The organism is Piscinibacter gummiphilus (genome assembly GCF_002116905.1).
GTDB classification, from domain to species: domain Bacteria; phylum Pseudomonadota; class Gammaproteobacteria; order Burkholderiales; family Burkholderiaceae_C; genus Rhizobacter; species Rhizobacter gummiphilus.
Genome location: NZ_CP015118.1, coordinates 4,004,762 through 4,020,899 on the forward strand (window position 1 = coordinate 4,004,762; position 16,138 = coordinate 4,020,899).

Below are 16,138 nucleotides of genomic sequence, written 5' to 3' on the forward strand. Positions count from 1 at the left end.
AAAGCCCCGGCGTGCCGGGGCTTTTTTCATGGATGGCGCGCTGTGGCCGCAGTGGATCCCGTCGTTCGCCGGGGCCCACTCGTCCATCGACGCACCGTTGCGGGCGCGAATCAGGCGTCGACAGCCTGCGCCTCGCCCACCGCCGCCATCAGCCGGTCCAGGCTCAACACCGTCAGCATCCCCGCCTGCCCGCCCACCTCCCCCGACAGCAGGTGCAACGGCGACCCATCCACCGGCGACTGCCACGCCTGCAACGACGCCGACGCCACCGCGAGGACGTCCCCGAGCGCCTCCACCCGCAACGCGATGCGCCGCCCTCGCGGCGCACGGCACACGATCAGCGGGCCGTCGCCGCGCGGCGCGGGCCGGTTCGTGAGCCAGGCGGCGAGGTCCACCACGGCGATCATCTCGTCCTGCCAGGGCACGAGGCCCAGCACGTGCGGCCGGGCGTTCGGGAGCGGCGTGACATGGCGCGCGGACAGGCCCTGCTCCACCGATTCGGCGGCCAGCCCGTGCCAGGCGCCGGCGACCACGAAGGTGGCGATGTCGCGCGGATTCGCCACGGCGGCCGGGCCACGCGCCTCGAACCCGCCCATGTCGCCGGCCTCTCCGGATCGCCGCTGGCCGAGGCGCATCAGCACCACGGCCATCAGCTCGTCCGGACGGCGGTCGCCGCCACTGCGGTACTCGCGGTAGCCGCTCGACTGGCCGACTCCCATCGCGTACATCACGCCGTCGATCTCGACGACCTCGTGGACCGAAGCCCCCCGTTCGCCGGACAGCAGGGCCGCGGGCACCGGGGCCACCGATCCGACGGCGAACCGCTCGTCCGTGGTGGCAACGACCCGGCCGGCGCGGTCGACCAGCAGGCCGCTCGCACCCGGCACATCCGGCAGTGCGTCCTTCAGCATCGCGGTGAACTGCGCGGCGCCGTCGAAGACGATCGCCACGCCGCCCGCGGTCCCGAGGGCCGCGGTGTAGACCAGGGTCGACGCGCCGCCGGCCAGCGGCGTGGGCTCGTGCGGGGTCACGTGGTACGCCTGCGGATCCCGCAGCGCGAGCGTCGCACGCACGAGCGAGGCGTCGAGCGGCTGCCCGACGAGGTCCGCGCGGGACGGGTCCGACACCGCGACGACCGTGCCCTGCGCGTCGAACAGCACCAGCAGCGAGTAGACGGTGTAGAGGCCGTTGATGTGCCTGAGGACGTCGCCGGCCCGGGCCGCGGCGGCGGGGTCCTTCAGTGCCTGGCCGAGGTCGTCGCTGAGCGCCCACCAGCGGCAGTCGTTCGCACGTTCGTAGAGGTTGCGGTCGACGATCTCGATCGCGAGCCCCGCCTGGAAGCGGGCCTGCGACAGGATGGACGACAGCGCCGTGGCCTGCAGCCGGGCGATGGCGTCACGGAACACGGTGCGGATGCGGTCGCCGGTGGCGCTCACCTCCTTCAGCAGCGCGGCGGCCAGCCCGTTCGCGGCCTGGCCGGCGGCGCCGCGGCCGAGCTGCAGCTTGCCGTTCCACACCGACTGCGCGAGCGCCCGCTGGATGCCCTCGGCCTGCAACGGGATGCCACGCAACTCCTCGTCGAAGACGTCGCGGGTGTCGAGGTCGCGCGCGAGCGGCGTGCCGCTTTCCTGGCCCACGTCCGGGAACGCGAGGTCCGCCGGCACGAGCGCGAGGCCCGTCCAGCCGGGGCCGTCGTAACCCTGGAAGCCGGTGGCCGGGGCGCGCACGGCGAGGTAGTCGCGGCCAGCCAGGCGCACGACGTGGCGGCCCTCGGGCACCGGCGGCACGGTCACGCCGACCGGCAGCTGCCACGTGTCGGAGCTGGCCGTGACCCGGCCCTGCCCGTCCAGCAGGGCGACCACCGAACCGCCGTGGTCGTCGGAGAGGCGCGCGAACAGGCGCGCCATCTCGTCGTCGAAGCGGAACGACAGGCACAGCACGCCGCCACCGGGGATCGCCGCGGCGTACAGCAGGCCGCGGCGGCCGTCGAGCAGCGACGTCGTGCCGAAGCGCTCCACGTACGGCACGCCGGGGCGCTGCGCCTCGGCGACCCAGGCCTCGTCGCACCGCGTGCCCGCGGCCGAGCGATCCAGCCGGGCCAGCACCGAACCGGCGCCGTCGAGCACGACCACGTCGTCGTACACCGAGTACTTGGCGACGTAGGCGGCGAAGCGGGCCTCGAGGGCCTCGCGCTCGAGGCGGCCAGCCACCAGGTCGCGCACCGCGGCGTCGGTCGACAGGAACCCGACGTCGGCCGTGCGCTCGAAGAGATTGCGCACCAGCACGTCGATGGCCACCTGGGCCGTGCCCCGCAGCGACTGCAGCGCGTCGCGCAGCTGCTGGCGCGCGAGGCTGTCGAGCAGCACGTGGCTCAGCGACTGGAACTGCTCGCGGGTCTGGGCGATCTCGGCCATCGAACCGCTCATCTGCCCCAGCAGCGCGAGCGTGTCCCACGTACCGTGCAGGCGCTGCAGCGTCTCGCGGTATTCATCCACCAGCCCCATGCGGGCCACCAACGGGGCCACGCTGGGATCGAACGGCACACCCTTGCGCCAGACCTTGCTCATCCACCACTCCTTGCGGAAAGGAATCTTTTTCGGAATCCGGAGGCGACAAACCCCGCGAGGCGAACCGCGCGGGGTTGTCGGGGCCATCGGGACCTCACGGTCCCTCCGGAAATTTCGGCCCGAAACGGGCCGTCTTGATGTCGTCAGTGCCCGGACGTTCCCCGATGTGCCCACCCGGTCGTGCGTTTTTCCACCACCGCGAAGAGTTCGTACATCAGCATCGCCATCGCACCGACGACCACGAGGCCGGCGAACGCGAGGCCCATCTGCATCGACGACCCGGCCGAGATCAGCAGGTAGCCGATGCCCTCGTTGGCCGCCGTCATCTCCGACACCGTGGTGCCCACGAAGGCGAGCGTGATCGCCACCTTGAGCGACGCGTAGAAGTACGGCATCGAGCGCGGCAGGCCCACCTTGATCAGCACGTCCCAGCGCTTGGCGCCCAGCACCCGCAGCACGTCCTCCAGCTCGGGCTCGAGCGTGGCGAGGCCCGTGGCGATGTTCACGGTGATCGGGAAGAACGAGATCAGGAAGGCCGTCAGCACCGCCGGGCCCACGCCGATGCCGAACCACACGACGAGGATCGGCACGAAGGCCGCCTTCGGCAGTGCATTGAAGGCCGTCATCAGCGGGTACATGGCGGCGTACGCGAGGCGCGAGCTGCCGATCAGGAAACCGAGCAGCACACCCACCACGATCGACAGGCCGAAGCCCACCATCGTGACCCAGAAGGTGCGCCACGCGTGCGCGCCGATCACCGAGTGGTGTTCCCACAGCTGGCGCGCGATGGTCGACGGCGACGGGAAGATGAAATCGGAGATGTCGAAGCCGCGGCACAGCAGCTCCCACAGCGCGAGCACGGCGACGAGCAGCACCCACGGCGCCCACTGTTCACGTTGCTTGCGGGTCATTGCGCCACCTCCACCGAGGCGTTGCCCAGGGGCTTGCGGATGGCACCGATGTGTTCGCGCAGCTCGAGCACGATGTCGGTGAACTCCTTCGAGTACGTGACGGCCAGCTCGCGCGGGCGCGGCAGGTCGATCTCGCGGCGCACGAGCAGGCGGCCCGGGCTGCGGCTCATCACGTAGACAGTGTCGGCGAGGAACACGGCCTCGCGCAGGTCGTGCGTGACCAGGATGACGTTGAACTTCTGCACGGTCCACAGGTCGCGCAGGATGCACCACAGCTCCTCGCGCGTGAACGCGTCGAGCGCGCCGAACGGCTCGTCGAGCAGGAGCATCTTGGGTTCGTGGATCAGCGCGCGGCAGATCGACGCGCGCTGCTGCATGCCGCCCGACAGCTGCCACGGGAACTTGTCCTCGTAGCCGCCGAGGCCCACGCTCTGCAGCAGCTTGCGGGCCTTCTCTTCATACTCGGCTCGGCGGGCGCGGAACTGCGACCGGTGCGGCTCCACGATCTCGAGCGGCAGCAGCACGTTCTGCAGCGTCGTGCGCCAGGGCAGCAGCGACGACGACTGGAAGGCCATGCCGGTGATCTTGAGCGGGCCGGTGACATGCTGGCCGTCGATCAGGATGTTGCCCCGCGACGGCATCTTGAGCCCCGTCGCGAGTTTCATGAAGGTGGACTTGCCACACCCCGACGGGCCGACGATGGCGATGAACTCGCCCTGCTCGACCTTCATCGAGATGTCTTCGACCGCGAACTGGGACTTCGCCAGCAGCTCGTCGTTGTACGCGAGCCAGACGTTGCTGAAATCTACGAATGCCATGGGGAAATCCGGAAGGGGGAGCCGGTCGCGCGCGAGCGACCGGCAGGGCCTTGCTTACTTCTTCTTGAAGATGTCGCGTTCGGCGGCCGACGGCAGGAAGGCATCGGTCCACACCGCCGCCGCGCTGACACGCTCCTTCGTCCCGAAGGCATCGGACACCTGGCTGGCCATCAGGCTCAGGCGGCCCGGGTTGACGGCGCCGAAGCCTTCGGCGCGCGCGTCGGGCGTGACCACCGTCGCGTCGAGGGCCATGTTCAGGCGGCGCAGTTCCAGGGCCTCGTTGATGATGCCGTCACGCGCCTTGACCGTCGCGATGCCGGCCTTCGGGTCGGCGATGGTGTCCTTCACGCCCTTCGTGAACGCGCGCAGGAACGCCTTCACGGCCTCGGGGTTCTTCTTCAGGAACGACTCGGAGGCGATCACCACGTTGCCGTACAGCTTCACGCCGTACTGCGGGTACGGCAGGATCACCACGTCCTCGGCCTTCACGCCACGGGCCTCGAGGTTCAGCAGCGACGTGAACGAGAAGCCGGTGATGGCGTCGATGTCACCGCGCACGAGCATGGTCTCGCGCAGCGGCGGGTCCATCGCGGTCCAGGCCACGTTGGTGACCTGGTTCGCCTTCGCGAAGATGGGCCAGGCCTTGCGGCCGGCGTCGAACACCGGGGCGCCGAGCTTCTTGCCGCTCAGGTCGGCCGGCGTCTTGATGCCCGACTTCTTCAGCGCGAGCACCGCGGCCGGCGTGTTGTTGTAGACCATCATCACGGCCACCGGCTTGTTCGGCGCCGTGGGGTTGTTCGCGTGGAACTCCATCAGCGCGGCCAGGTCGGCGAAGCCCATGTCGTACGTGCCCGACGCCACGCGCGTGACCGTGCCGCCCGAGCCGTTGCCGGCGTCGATGGTGACGTCGAGCTTCTCGGCCTTGAAGTGGCCCTTGGCCGCCGGCACGAGGAACAGGGCCGCGGGGCCTTCGAAGCGCCAGTCGAGCTGGAACTTGATCGGAGTTTCCTGGGCGTGGACGACGGGGGCGGCGAAGGCGAACAGCGAGGCAGCGAGGGTGGCGAGCAAGCTGCGTTTGGTCAGGGCCATTGCGGGAGAACTCCAACGAGGGTGGGAAGAATTGTTGGAGCCAACCTTCTGCAAGAAGCATGCGCACGTTAACGCACCGTCACAGTGCGCGCCATGGTGGTGCGATGCTCGGACGCCGGGCGTGCCGCCCCACGATGCAGCGCCATCGACCCTGACGGCGTCGTGTGCACCCCGGCACGCCTACAGTCCGGCCCATGGGCATGCTCGTGTGGGAATGGCTGGAACGACCCGGACTCGACGTGGCGGTGGTGTCGCGCGAGCCGGGCGGCTTCCACGTCGTCGAGGGCCACGCGGTGGTCGCCTGGGACGGCGACACGCTCGACCTGCGCTACCAGCTGACCTGCGACCCCGACTGGGTCTTCCGCGACGTCACGCTGCGCACGGCCCTCGGCAGCACCATGCACCACCTGACGCTGTGCCACGACGAGGCCGGCTGGTGGGCCGACGGCCAGGCGCGGCCCGACCTCGCCGCGGCGGTCGACATCGACATCATGGCCACGCCGCTCACCAACACGCTGCCGATCCGCCGCTCGGCCTGGACACCGGGGCAGCGCCACGACTTCACGATGGCGTACATCCGCCTGCCCGAACTGGTGGTGGTGCCGGTGGCGCAGCGCTACACCGCGCTGGAGCCAGGGCACTTCCGCTACGAACTCGTGCCGGGGGCCTCGTACGCGGCGCCGTCGGAGGCACCGGGCTACCACCGCGTCGACGACGGCTTCACCGCCGAACTGGAGGTCGACGCCGACGGCTTCGTGCTGCACTACCCGCCGTACTGGCGGCGCCGTCCGGCGGCCTGATCAGGCCTCGCGCGACTGCTTCCATCGCACCGCCCAGGCGGTGAGCGGCGAAAAGGCCGTGGTGAGCTCGACTCCCATCGACGTCAACGCGTAGCCGCCCTCCCCACGCTCGACCAGCCCCGCCTCGCGCAGCTCGGCCAGGCGCTGGTTCAGCACGCTCGGCGACACCTCGCCGCACTGCGCCTGGAGCGCGCGGAAGGTCAGCGTCGCGCCCTTCAGCTCCCACAGCAGGCGCAGCGTCCAGCGGCGCTGCAGGATGTCCATCGCCTCGTTGATGGCGGATTTGGCGAACTGGACGGCTTCGGGCGACGGGGTGCTCATGGCCCCGATGCTACCAAAACAGTAGCAAATCGGACGGATGCGTGTCATGCTACGAATTCCATAGCAAACGGAGACACCCATGACCCGCATCGCCCCCGCCACACCGCCGCATCCCCCGCAAGTTCAGGCGGCGCTGGACCACCTCACACCTCCCGGCGTGGAGCCGCTGGTGCTCTTCCGAACGCTGGCCCGTTCGCCCCGGGTGTTCGGCAAGTTCCTGGCGGGATCGTTGCTCGACCCCGGACCGCTGTCGCTGCGCCACCGGGAAATCGTGATCCTGAGGACCTGTGCCCTGAACTTCTGCGAGTACGAGTGGGGCGTGCACGTCCGCTTCTTTGCCCAGAAAGCGGAGCTGACCGACGTTCAGATCGCCGCCACCGTGCTCGGTGGACCGGCCGACTGGACCGACGCCGAAGCGGCGCTGCTGGCCAGCTGCGACCGCCTCCACGCCGCCAGCCGCCTGGACGACCCTGCGTGGGACCGCCTCCACAGCTTCTTCGACGACACCCAGGTACTGGAAATCCTTGCATTGGCCGGGTTCTACCGCACCGTCAGCCTGGTGGCCAACGGCTTGCAACTGCCGCTGGAACCGGGGGCGGCACGCTTTCCGACTTGACCCATCCAGATCCAGAAGTTATCATTAACACTCGCAAGTCGATCCAACGGTTATGTTGGATCGCCCTCGCACTACTCGCGGATCTCCGAATCCCGTCGCGGTGCAGGTCTCTGTCGTTTCTCTCCGGCTGGTGCATCCAGCCCCATTGCCACGCCAGGCTCGCCCGGGCGGCGACCCTTTGACCAGGCCCGCCGTCCGTCCCCGAAGCCTCCCGCGGGCACTGGCTTCGCCTTTCGTGTCTTCAGTGCCCGTCGGCAGCCCTCGCGGCTGATGGCGTGACCGCCGCCGTCCGTGCACCGGGCGGTGTCCTGTCCACCCTTCACGAAAGGAGCCACGGCACATGGCCAAGTCCATCCACATCGATCACGTCTTCAAGGTCTTCGGCGACCACCCGGAAGACGCCCTCGCGCTCGTGCGCCAGGGGCTCTCCAAGCAGGAGATCCTCGCCCGCACCGGCCAGTCGATCGGCGTGTTCGACGCCTCTTTCGAGATCCAGGCCGGGGAGATCTTCGTGATCATGGGCTTGTCGGGCTCGGGCAAGTCGACCCTCGTGCGGCTGCTCAACCGGTTGATCGAACCCACGGCCGGGCGCATCGTGATCGACGGCGACGACATCAACGGCCACACCGATGCGAAGCTGCGCGCGCTGCGCCGCAAGGACATCGGCATGGTCTTCCAGTCCTTCGCGCTGATGCCGCACATGACCGTGCGCGACAACACCGCCTTCGGCCTCGAACTCGCCGGCACGGGCCGACAGGAGCGGCTCGTGGCGGCCGACCTGGCGCTGGCGCAGGTGGGCCTCGCCGGCTGGGGCGACAGCTATCCCGACGAACTCTCGGGTGGCATGCAGCAGCGCGTGGGCCTGGCCCGCGCGCTCGCGTCGGACCCCGCCATCCTGCTGATGGACGAGGCCTTCTCGGCGCTCGACCCGATCATCCGCTCCGAGATGCAGTCGGAGCTGCTCCGGCTGCAGCAGGTGCGCCGCCGCACCATCGTCTTCATCTCGCACGACCTCGACGAGGCCATGCGCATTGGCGACCGCATCGCGATCATGAAGGACGGCGAGGTGGTGCAGGTGGGCACGCCCGACGAGATCCTCCGCCACCCGGCCGACGACTTCGTGCGCAGCTTCGTGCGCGGCGTCGACGCGGCCGCGGTGTTCAAGGCCTCCGACATCGCGCGCCAGCCGCTCACGCTGATCGCCGAACACCAGGATCGCGGCGCCCGAGCGGCGCTCAAGCAGCTGGAAGACCAGGACCGCGACTTCGCCTACGTGCTGAGCCCGTCGAAACGCTACCTCGGCACCGTGTCCGCCGACACGCTGCGCTCGGCCCTCGATGGCCATGTGGGCCCGCTCGGCCTGCAGCACGCGTTCCTCGACGGCCTGGAGCCGATCACGGCCGACGCCGCGGTGGCCGGCCTCGTGGGCCAGGTGGCCCAGTCGCCGTGCGCGGTGCCGGTCGTCGCCGGTGACGGGCGCTTCTGTGGCGTGATCAGCAAGACCACGCTGCTCAAGTTCCTCGACCGCGACACCCCGCCGATCGACCCCGCCACGCGCCCCGCCGCGGCCCTCGCCCACTGAACCGAAGGAGTCCCCCGATGAACGACATGCCCCAGACCGTCGACCTGGCGACCCCCTCCCAGTTTTTCGTCCCGACACCGCAGCCGCCCGCGCTCGATCCGTGGGAGGCGCTGGCCGCCGCGCCCGATGCCACGACGTCCACCGCGTGGCTGGACGCGCCCGCCGACCCGACGGCCCTCGCCACCACACCCACCCACCCGCTGCAGCAGCTGCTCGACGGCTCGCTGCCGCTCGAAGCCTGGATCAACCAGGGCCTCGGCTGGACGGTGGAACACCTGCGCCCCTTCTTCCAGACCGTGCGTGCGCCCATCGACGGCACGCTGACCTCGGTGCAAGGCCTGCTCCACGCCCTGCCCCCGCTGCCGATGCTCGCGCTGATCACGCTGCTGGCCTGGCAGTTCGCCGGCCGCAAGATCGCGGTCGGCACGGGACTCTCGCTGCTGGCCGTGTCGGCCCTGGGCATCTGGTCCGAGGCGATGGTGACGCTGTCGCTCGTGCTGACCTCGCTGCTGTTCTGCCTGCTGGTGGGCCTGCCGCTCGGCGTGCTGCTGGCCAGCAGCGACCGCGCCCAGCGGTTCATGCGCCCGGTGCTCGACGCGATGCAGACCACGCCCGCCTTCGTCTACCTCGTGCCGGTGGTGATGCTGTTCGGCATCGGCAACGTGCCCGGCGTCATCGTGACCATCGTGTTCGCGATCGCGCCGCTCGCGCGCCTGACGAACCTGGGCCTGCGCCAGGTGCGGCCCGACCTGATCGAGGCCGCCCGCGCCTTCGGTGCGTCGCCGTGGCAGATGCTGGTGAAGGTGCGGCTGCCGCTCGCGATGCCGTCGATCATGGCCGGCATCAACCAGGCGCTGATGCTGTCGCTGTCGATGGTGGTGATCGCGTCGATGATCGCCGTGGGCGGCCTCGGCCAGATGGTGCTGCGCGGCATCGGCCGTCTGGACATGGGCCTCGCGACCGTGGGTGGCCTGGGCATCGTCCTGCTCGCGATCACGCTCGACCGCCTGACCCAGGCCATGGGCCAGCCGCGCCGCGGCGGCCACCGCTGGTGGCACGGCGGCCCGGTGGGTTTCCTGCTGCGCGGGCTGCAGCGCCTGCTGCGCCCGGCCCGTCCCGAAGAAGCCGAACCGGCGCCCGCGCTGAAGGAGTCCTGAACATGCAAGCAACCCGTTCCCTCGTGCGCCACCTGCTGGGTGGTGCCCTCCTCGCTTTCGGCATCGCCACGCAGGCGCTCGCCGGGTCCCTGCCCGGCCAGGGCATCACCGTGCAGCCACTGAAAAGCTCGCTCGCGGAAGAGGCGTTCCAGACGCTGCTGGTGAACCGCGCGCTCGAGAAGCTCGGCTACACCGTGCTGCCGATGAAGGACCTGGAACCGGCCACCGAACACCTGGCCATCGCCAACGGCGACGCCACGTTCATGGCCAACCACTGGCACCGCCTGCACGCCTCGTTCTACGAGAACAGCGGCGGTGACGCGAAGCTCGTGCGGGGCGGTGTGTACGCCGAAGGCGCGGTCCAGGGCTACCTGATCGACCGGGCCACGGCCGAGCGCCACGGCATCACGCACATCGACCAGCTCAAGGACCCCGCCATCGCGAAGCTCTTCGACACCGATGGCGATGGCCGCGCCGACCTCACGGGCTGCAACCCCGGCTGGGGCTGCGAGCAGGCCATCGAGCAGCACCTCGCCGCCCACGGCCTGCGCGACAGCATCACGCACCGCCAGGGCAGCTACGCGGCGCTGATGGCCGACACGATGACCCGCTACAAGCAAGGCCAGCCCATCCTCTACTACACGTGGACGCCGTACTGGGTCAGCGCCGTGCTGCGCCCGGGGTCGGACGTCGTGTGGCTGCAGATGCCGGCCGGCGGCGCGTCGGACACGCGCCAGCCGAACGGGAAGGACTACGGCTTCCCCGCCGACCAGCAGCAGATCGTGGCGAACCGGGCCTTCATCGAGAAGAACCCGGCGGCCGCGCGCCTCTTCGAAGTCATGCGGCTGCCCATCGCCGACATCAACGCGCAGAACCTGCGCATGAGCCAGGGGGCCAACACCCAGCGGGATGTCGAGCGCCACGCCGACGGCTGGATCCGCGCGCACCAGCCCGTGTTCGACGGGTGGATCGCGGAGGCCCTCGCCGCGGCGCGCTGACGCCAGGCGTCAGAAGGTTTCCCAGTCGTCGCTCGCCGGGGCCGAGACCGCAGGCGCCGGGGACGGCGCTGCGGACACCGGAGCCGGCGCCGCCACGGGCTTCGGCTTCAGCACCGGCTTCGGCTCGGCCACACGAACCACGGGCGTGACCGCCGCGGGACGCACCGGTGCCGGCGCCGGCGCCAGGACCGGACGTGCTTCGCCACGCGCCAGCTGGAACACGCTCACCAGCTGCACCAGCTTGTCGGCCTGAACGCTCAGGCTGCTGGCAGCCGCGGCCGATTCCTCGACGAGCGCGGCGTTCTGCTGCGTCATCTGGTCGAGCTGGTTGACCGCCTCGTTGACCTGCGAGATGCCCTGGCCCTGCTCCTGCGTGGCCGTGCCCATCTCGCCGATCAGGTCGGCGACGCGGCGCACCTGCCCCACGAGGTCGTCCATCGTGCTGCCGGCCTCGTTGACCAGCTGCGAGCCGGCCTCGACCTTCGTCACGCTCTCGCCGATCAGCGACTTGATCTCCTTCGCGGCCTCGGCGCTGCGCTGCGCGAGCGAACGCACTTCACCCGCGACGACCGCGAAGCCGCGGCCCTGTTCACCCGCACGCGCGGCTTCCACCGCGGCATTGAGCGCGAGGATGTTCGTCTGGAACGCGATGCCGTCGATCACGCCGATGATGTCGCCGATCTTGCGCGAGCTGCCCGTGATCTCCTCCATCGTCTGCACGACGTTGCGCACCACCTCGCCGCCGCGCGTGGCGGTCACGCTCGCGGACTGGGCCAGCTGCGAGGCCGCCCCCATGGTGTCGACGCTCTGCTTGATGGTGGAGTTCATCTCCTCCATCGACGCCGCGGTCTCCTCGAGGTTCGAGGCCTGCTCCTCGGTGCGCTGGCTCAGGTCCGCGTTGCCCGAGGCGATCTGGCTCGCGCCCGTGGCGATCGATTCGCTCGACTGGCGCACCTGGCTCACCAGGTCGGCGAGGCGGGCGCGCATGGTGTCCATCGCGGCCAGCACGCTGCTGTCGTCACCGGCCTTCAGGTTCACCGACACGGCCAGGTTGCCCTTCGCCACTTCCTGGGCGATCTCGGCGGCATAGTCCGGCTCGCCGCCCAGCTGGCGCATGATCGAACGCACGAGCCACGTGCCCAGCACGCAGCCGCCCACGACGGCCAGCAGGATGAGGCCCGACAGCGTCCAGAACGTGCGGTCCACCGCCGCGGCGGCGGATTCGGTGTCGAGGCGGGCCAGCTCTTCCTGGCGCTTGGCGGCGTCCAGCAGCACGGTGCGCACCGCGATGTGCAGGCGGGCGCTGTCCTTGTGCAGCTCGGTCATCGCGTTCGGGTCGTTCCGGTCGGCCATCGCCTGGATGTTCGCGACGGCCGCCTTGTACTCGGCCCACGTCGACTCGAGCTTGCCGCCCAGTTCGCGCAGCGCGGGGTCGTCCGTCTCCTTCTTCAGCACGTCCATCGCCTCGAGCACCGATTTCTCGCTGTCCTCGTTGAACTTCAGTTCGCCCGCACGCGCCTTCGCATCGGTGTTCCAGATGTAGACGTACATGCGCCGGAAGTGCGTGGCGCCCTGGCGGGCGGCATCGACGACCACGCGCAACGGCTTCACCGTGTCGGTGTACATCGCCCGCTGCTGGTGGCTCAGGCGCTGGAGCTGCTGCATGCCGATGGCGCCCACGGCGAGCAGGGTGACGACGAAGAAGAAGATCAACCCGATGAGTTTCTTCCGCAAGGTGAGGTTGGAATGGTGGTTCATGATTCGGGTTTGTACTGATAACGTTCACGTCATCGGCACCGTACGCGTCGACTTGAGCGCGAATCCACCCCGGCGCTCCGCGGTTCGCCCGGGTATCCTGGCCCGGCATGAAGATTTTCGACACCGACACCACCCGGGCCGCGCTGCCCTTCGACCGCCTGGTTCCCGCGCTGGCCCGCGCCTTCGCCGACGGCGCCGAGGTGCCCTCCCGCCACGTGCACACGCCGCCCGGCGGCACGGTGCTGATCATGCCGGCGTGGCAGGGCGGCTACCTGGGCATCAAGACCATCAACATCTTCCCCGGCAACGCCAAGCGCGGCCTGCCCGGTCTGTTCGCCACCTACGTGCTGTACGACGCCACCACGGGCGAGCCGCTCGCGCAGATCGACGGCAACGAGATCACCGCGCGGCGCACGGCCGGGGCATCCGCCCTCGCGGCCTCCAGGCTCGCCCGCCCGGATTCGAAACGCCTGGTGGTCGTGGGCCGGGGCCGCGTGGGCAGCCTGCTGGCCGACGCGTACCGCGCCGTGCTCCCGATCGAGCACGTGACCGTGTGGTTCCGCGGCTGCGGCATCGACCTGGAGACGGCGGTGCGGGAGGCCGACATCGTCAGCTGCGCCACCCTCGCCACCGAACCGGTCGTGAAGGGCGAATGGCTCGCGCCCGGCAGCCACCTGGACCTCATCGGCAGCTTCACGCCGCGGATGCGCGAGGCCGACGACGACTGCTTCCGCGGCGCGTCGCTCTACGTCGACACGCCCGAGGCGCTGGTCAAGAGCGGCGAACTGCTGGGGCCGATGTCGCTGGGCGTGTTCGCCGCCGGCGACGTGAAGGGCACGCTGGAGGCGCTGTGCCGGGGCGAGTCGCCCGGCCGCACGAGCGCGGCGGAACGCACGGTGTTCAAGTCGGTGGGCTCCGCGCTGGAGGACCTCGCCGCCGCGGTGCTGGTGTTCACAACGCCGCAGCCCTGAGCGTCTCCACCACCGGCTTGCGCAGCACCTCGCGCAGGCCCCACCAGCCGGCCGCCAGCGCCAGCACCGCGCCGGCCGTCGCGCCGGCCAGCGGCACCCACGGCGACGGCGTCCAGGTGAACTGGAAGACGAACTTCGCGAGCGCCCAGCCCACCGCCATCGCCGCACCCGAGGCCAGGAACCCCGCCAGCGCACCCACGCCCAGCAGCTCGGCGCGCTGCACCTGGCCCAGCAGCTTCGCGCTGGCACCCAGCGCGCGCATCACCGCGAACTCGCGCGACCGCGCCTCGCGGGTGGCCGTGACGGCCGCGAACAGCACGACGAGGCCGGCGGCCAGCGTGAAGCCGAAGAGGAACTCGACCGCCCGCACCACCTGGTCGAGCACCCGCTGCAGCTGGCCGATGGACTGCGACACGTCCACGTTCGTGATGTTCGGGAAGTCGTGGCTCAGGCGGTTGTCGAAGCCGGGCACGTCGGGCGCGCGGAAGGCCGCGATGTAAGTGGACGGCAGGTCGGGCATCTCGGCCTTCGGGTACATCACGAAGAAGTTCGCGCGCATCGAGCCCCAGTCGAGCTTGCGCAGGCTGGTGATGCGCGCCTCGGACATCTGCCCGGCGATGTCGAACCGCAGCGTGTCGCCCATCTTCAGCTTCAGCGTCTCGGCGAGGCCCTCCTCCACGCTGACCGCCCCGTCCTCCTCCGGCGTCCACAGGCCCTGCACGAGCGTGTTGTGCTGGGGCATCGCGGCGGCGTGGCTCAGGTTGAACTCGCGGTCGAGCAGGCGCTTGGCGCGGTCGTCGGTCATCGACTCCGGGTCCACGGCCTTGCCGTTCACGGCCACCAGGCGGCCCCGGATCATCGGGTACCAGTCGTACTTCTTCACGCCGGCCTCGTCCAGCAGCGCCCGGAAGCCCTCGCCCTGCTCCGGCATCACGTTGATCACGAAGCGGTTGGGCGCGTCGGGCGGCGTGGCCTGGCGCCAGCTGGAGATCAGGTCGGTGCGCAGCAGCACCAGCAGGCACAGCGCGAGCAGCCCCACGCTGAGCGCCGACACCTGCAGCACGGCGAACGCCGGCCGCGCGGCGATCTGCCGGGTGGCCAGCACGAGCCAGCGCGGCGCGCGCGAGTCGGGCACGGCCCGGCGCAGCACCTGCACGGCCACCCACGACAGCGCGGCGAACACCACCACGGCGCCGGCGAACCCGCCCACCGCGATCAGCCCCAGCTTGAGGTCCGACGACACGGCGAGCAGCAGCGCCGCGAAGCCGATCGCCCCGGCCGCCAGCACGGCGAGCGACGCGGGCTTGAGCGCGCCCACGTCGCGGCGGATCACGCGCAGCGGCGGCACCTGGGCCAGCTGCAGCACCGGCGGCAGCCCGAAACCCATCAGCAGCGTGAAGCCCACGCCCACGCCGAACAGCGCGGGCCAAAGACTCGCCGCCGGCAGCGTGGCCTTCACGATCCCGGCCAGCAGCACGACGAACACGTGGTGCACCGCGTAGCCCAGCAGCACGCCGCCCAGGCTCGCGATGGCGCCCACGAACACGAACTCGACGAGGTACTGCAGCGCGATGGTGCGCTGCGACAGACCCAGCACGCGCAGCATCGCGCAGTCGTCGAGGTGGCGGTTCGCGAAGTCGCGCGCGGCGATGCCCACGGCCACGGCCGCCAGCAGTGCGGCCAGCAGCGCCACGAGGTTCAGGAACTTCGACGCCCGGTCGAGCGTCTGGCGCATCTCCGGGCGGCCGTTCTCGAGCGACTCCACGCGCACGCCGCGCAGCGACCCCGTCTTGACCTGCGCGTCGGCCCAGGCCACGAAGCCGGCCACGGCGGGATCGGTGCCGGCCACGGCCAGGCGGTAGGTGACGCGGCTGGCCGGCTGGATCAGTGCGGTGGCGGCGAGGTCGGCCTCGTTGAGCATCACCCGCGGCGAGAAGCTCAGGAAGCCGGCGCCCCGGTCGGGCTCCTGAAGGATCACGGCGGCGATGGTGAGGGACGCGTCCCCGAGCAGCAGCGGGTCGCCCACCTTCAGCTGCAGCGACTCGAGCAGGCCGGGGTCGACCCACACCGTGCCCGGCGCGGGCGCGGCATTGGACGGGGTGCCCTCGTCCGAGGCGGCCTGGCCCAGCGTCAGTTGCCCGCGCAGCGGGTAGCCGGCCGTCACCGCCTTCACCGACACCAGCCGCGACGCCCCGCCCTTGTCGTCGGGCGCCCGGCCCATGCTCGGGAAACCCGTGGTGCGAACCGTCTGCAGGCCGCGCGTGCGCGCCTGCTCGGCGAAGGCGGCCGGCGTGGGCTGGTCGCTCGCCACGATGGCGTCGCCGCCCAGCAGCTGGCGGGCGTCCCGGGCAAGGCCCTGGTTCAGGCGGTCGGCGAAGAAGCCCACGGCGGCGAGCGCGGCCACGGCCAGCATCACGGCCACCACCAGCAGGCGCAGTTCGCCGGCGCGGAAGTCGCGCCAGAGCTGCCGCCAGGCGAGGGTCCAGACGGAAACGGCAGGCGGCGGGGGCGTGGTCATGGGCGTACGGCGTTCGGGAGCAATGCCGGCGA

General features: G+C 70.6%; 13 protein-coding genes. 6 read left to right on the forward strand and 7 right to left on the reverse strand.

Going from position 1 to position 16,138, the window contains the following annotated elements; all coding sequences use genetic code 11:
• Window positions 1-110 precede the first annotated feature (110 nt).
• The 4 genes from A4W93_RS18035 to A4W93_RS18050 all read right to left on the reverse strand — a co-directional run bounded on the left by A4W93_RS18035 (window position 111) and on the right by A4W93_RS18050 (window position 5,385).
• The gene (locus A4W93_RS18035; RefSeq protein WP_099959931.1) at window positions 111-2,567 is read right to left on the reverse strand and encodes a chemotaxis protein CheW; all 2,457 of its coding nucleotides are present in this window, start codon (window positions 2,565-2,567) and stop codon (window positions 111-113) included.
• Between the two features lie 143 nt (window positions 2,568-2,710).
• The gene (locus A4W93_RS18040) at window positions 2,711-3,478 is read right to left on the reverse strand and encodes an ABC transporter permease (RefSeq protein ID WP_085751921.1); all 768 of its coding nucleotides are present in this window, start codon (window positions 3,476-3,478) and stop codon (window positions 2,711-2,713) included.
• The gene (locus tag A4W93_RS18045) at window positions 3,475-4,296 is read right to left on the reverse strand and encodes an ABC transporter ATP-binding protein (protein WP_085751922.1); all 822 of its coding nucleotides are present in this window, start codon (window positions 4,294-4,296) and stop codon (window positions 3,475-3,477) included. The genes A4W93_RS18040 and A4W93_RS18045 overlap by 4 nt, the downstream gene beginning before the upstream one ends.
• A 54-nt stretch (window positions 4,297-4,350) precedes the next feature.
• Window positions 4,351-5,385, reverse strand: coding sequence for an ABC transporter substrate-binding protein (locus tag A4W93_RS18050; protein WP_085751923.1), 1,035 nt, complete (start codon window positions 5,383-5,385; stop codon window positions 4,351-4,353).
• A 194-nt stretch (window positions 5,386-5,579) separates the two neighbouring features.
• Between A4W93_RS18050 and A4W93_RS18055 the strand changes: the two genes are divergently transcribed.
• Window positions 5,580-6,185, forward strand: a complete 606-nt coding sequence (locus A4W93_RS18055; RefSeq protein WP_085751924.1) for a putative glycolipid-binding domain-containing protein — start codon at window positions 5,580-5,582, stop codon at window positions 6,183-6,185.
• Here the strand turns inward: A4W93_RS18055 and A4W93_RS18060 are convergent, their stop codons facing one another.
• Window positions 6,186-6,506, reverse strand: a complete 321-nt coding sequence (locus tag A4W93_RS18060; RefSeq protein WP_085751925.1) for a winged helix-turn-helix transcriptional regulator — start codon at window positions 6,504-6,506, stop codon at window positions 6,186-6,188.
• 79 nt (window positions 6,507-6,585) lie between these two features.
• Here A4W93_RS18060 and A4W93_RS18065 point away from each other — a divergent pair, with 79 nt between their 5' ends.
• From A4W93_RS18065 to proX, 4 genes are all read left to right on the forward strand, one after another.
• Window positions 6,586-7,122 (forward strand): carboxymuconolactone decarboxylase family protein, encoded by a 537-nt coding sequence (locus A4W93_RS18065; RefSeq protein WP_085751926.1) that lies wholly within the window; start codon window positions 6,586-6,588, stop codon window positions 7,120-7,122.
• 340 nt (window positions 7,123-7,462) lie between these two features.
• On the forward strand, window positions 7,463-8,704 hold the full coding sequence (proV, locus tag A4W93_RS18070; RefSeq protein WP_085751927.1) for a glycine betaine/L-proline ABC transporter ATP-binding protein ProV: 1,242 nt from the start codon (window positions 7,463-7,465) through the stop codon (window positions 8,702-8,704).
• A 17-nt stretch (window positions 8,705-8,721) separates the two neighbouring features.
• On the forward strand, window positions 8,722-9,861 hold the full coding sequence (gene proW / locus A4W93_RS18075) for a glycine betaine/L-proline ABC transporter permease ProW (protein WP_085751928.1): 1,140 nt from the start codon (window positions 8,722-8,724) through the stop codon (window positions 9,859-9,861).
• Between the two features lie 2 nt (window positions 9,862-9,863).
• A complete protein-coding gene (gene proX / locus A4W93_RS18080; protein ID WP_085751929.1) occupies window positions 9,864-10,859 on the forward strand; it encodes a glycine betaine/L-proline ABC transporter substrate-binding protein ProX in 996 nt (331 codons plus the stop codon).
• Between the two features lie 9 nt (window positions 10,860-10,868).
• On the opposite strand, the gene A4W93_RS18085 is transcribed toward proX, so the two are convergent.
• Window positions 10,869-12,617, reverse strand: a complete 1,749-nt coding sequence (locus A4W93_RS18085) for a methyl-accepting chemotaxis protein (protein WP_085751930.1) — start codon at window positions 12,615-12,617, stop codon at window positions 10,869-10,871.
• Between the two features lie 107 nt (window positions 12,618-12,724).
• On the opposite strand from A4W93_RS18085, the gene A4W93_RS18090 reads away from it, so the two are divergent.
• Complete coding sequence (locus A4W93_RS18090; RefSeq protein ID WP_085751931.1) at window positions 12,725-13,588, forward strand: ornithine cyclodeaminase; 864 nt, start codon at window positions 12,725-12,727, stop codon at window positions 13,586-13,588.
• Here the strand turns inward: A4W93_RS18090 and A4W93_RS18095 are convergent.
• Window positions 13,569-16,106: an ABC transporter permease gene (locus A4W93_RS18095; RefSeq protein ID WP_085751932.1), complete on the reverse strand. Its 2,538-nt coding sequence runs from the start codon at window positions 16,104-16,106 to the stop codon at window positions 13,569-13,571. The two genes, A4W93_RS18090 and A4W93_RS18095, sit on opposite strands and share 20 nt — an antisense overlap.
• Between the last annotated feature and the right edge of the window lie 32 nt (window positions 16,107-16,138).

Excerpts from the sequence above, each read along its gene's own strand:
- A4W93_RS18035 (WP_099959931.1), bottom strand. The coding sequence starts at position 2,567 with ATGAGCAAGGTCTGGCGCAAGGGTGTGCCGTTCGATCCCAGCGTGGCC.
- A4W93_RS18040 (WP_085751921.1), bottom strand. The coding sequence starts at position 3,478 with ATGACCCGCAAGCAACGTGAACAGTGGGCGCCGTGGGTGCTGCTCGTC.
- A4W93_RS18045 (WP_085751922.1), bottom strand. The coding sequence starts at position 4,296 with ATGGCATTCGTAGATTTCAGCAACGTCTGGCTCGCGTACAACGACGAG.
- A4W93_RS18050 (WP_085751923.1), bottom strand. The coding sequence starts at position 5,385 with ATGGCCCTGACCAAACGCAGCTTGCTCGCCACCCTCGCTGCCTCGCTG.
- A4W93_RS18055 (WP_085751924.1), top strand. The coding sequence starts at position 5,580 with ATGGGCATGCTCGTGTGGGAATGGCTGGAACGACCCGGACTCGACGTG.
- A4W93_RS18060 (WP_085751925.1), bottom strand. The coding sequence starts at position 6,506 with ATGAGCACCCCGTCGCCCGAAGCCGTCCAGTTCGCCAAATCCGCCATC.
- A4W93_RS18065 (WP_085751926.1), top strand. The coding sequence starts at position 6,586 with ATGACCCGCATCGCCCCCGCCACACCGCCGCATCCCCCGCAAGTTCAG.
- proV (WP_085751927.1), top strand. The coding sequence starts at position 7,463 with ATGGCCAAGTCCATCCACATCGATCACGTCTTCAAGGTCTTCGGCGAC.
- proW (WP_085751928.1), top strand. The coding sequence starts at position 8,722 with ATGAACGACATGCCCCAGACCGTCGACCTGGCGACCCCCTCCCAGTTT.
- proX (WP_085751929.1), top strand. The coding sequence starts at position 9,864 with ATGCAAGCAACCCGTTCCCTCGTGCGCCACCTGCTGGGTGGTGCCCTC.
- A4W93_RS18085 (WP_085751930.1), bottom strand. The coding sequence starts at position 12,617 with ATGAACCACCATTCCAACCTCACCTTGCGGAAGAAACTCATCGGGTTG.
- A4W93_RS18090 (WP_085751931.1), top strand. The coding sequence starts at position 12,725 with ATGAAGATTTTCGACACCGACACCACCCGGGCCGCGCTGCCCTTCGAC.
- A4W93_RS18095 (WP_085751932.1), bottom strand. The coding sequence starts at position 16,106 with ATGACCACGCCCCCGCCGCCTGCCGTTTCCGTCTGGACCCTCGCCTGG.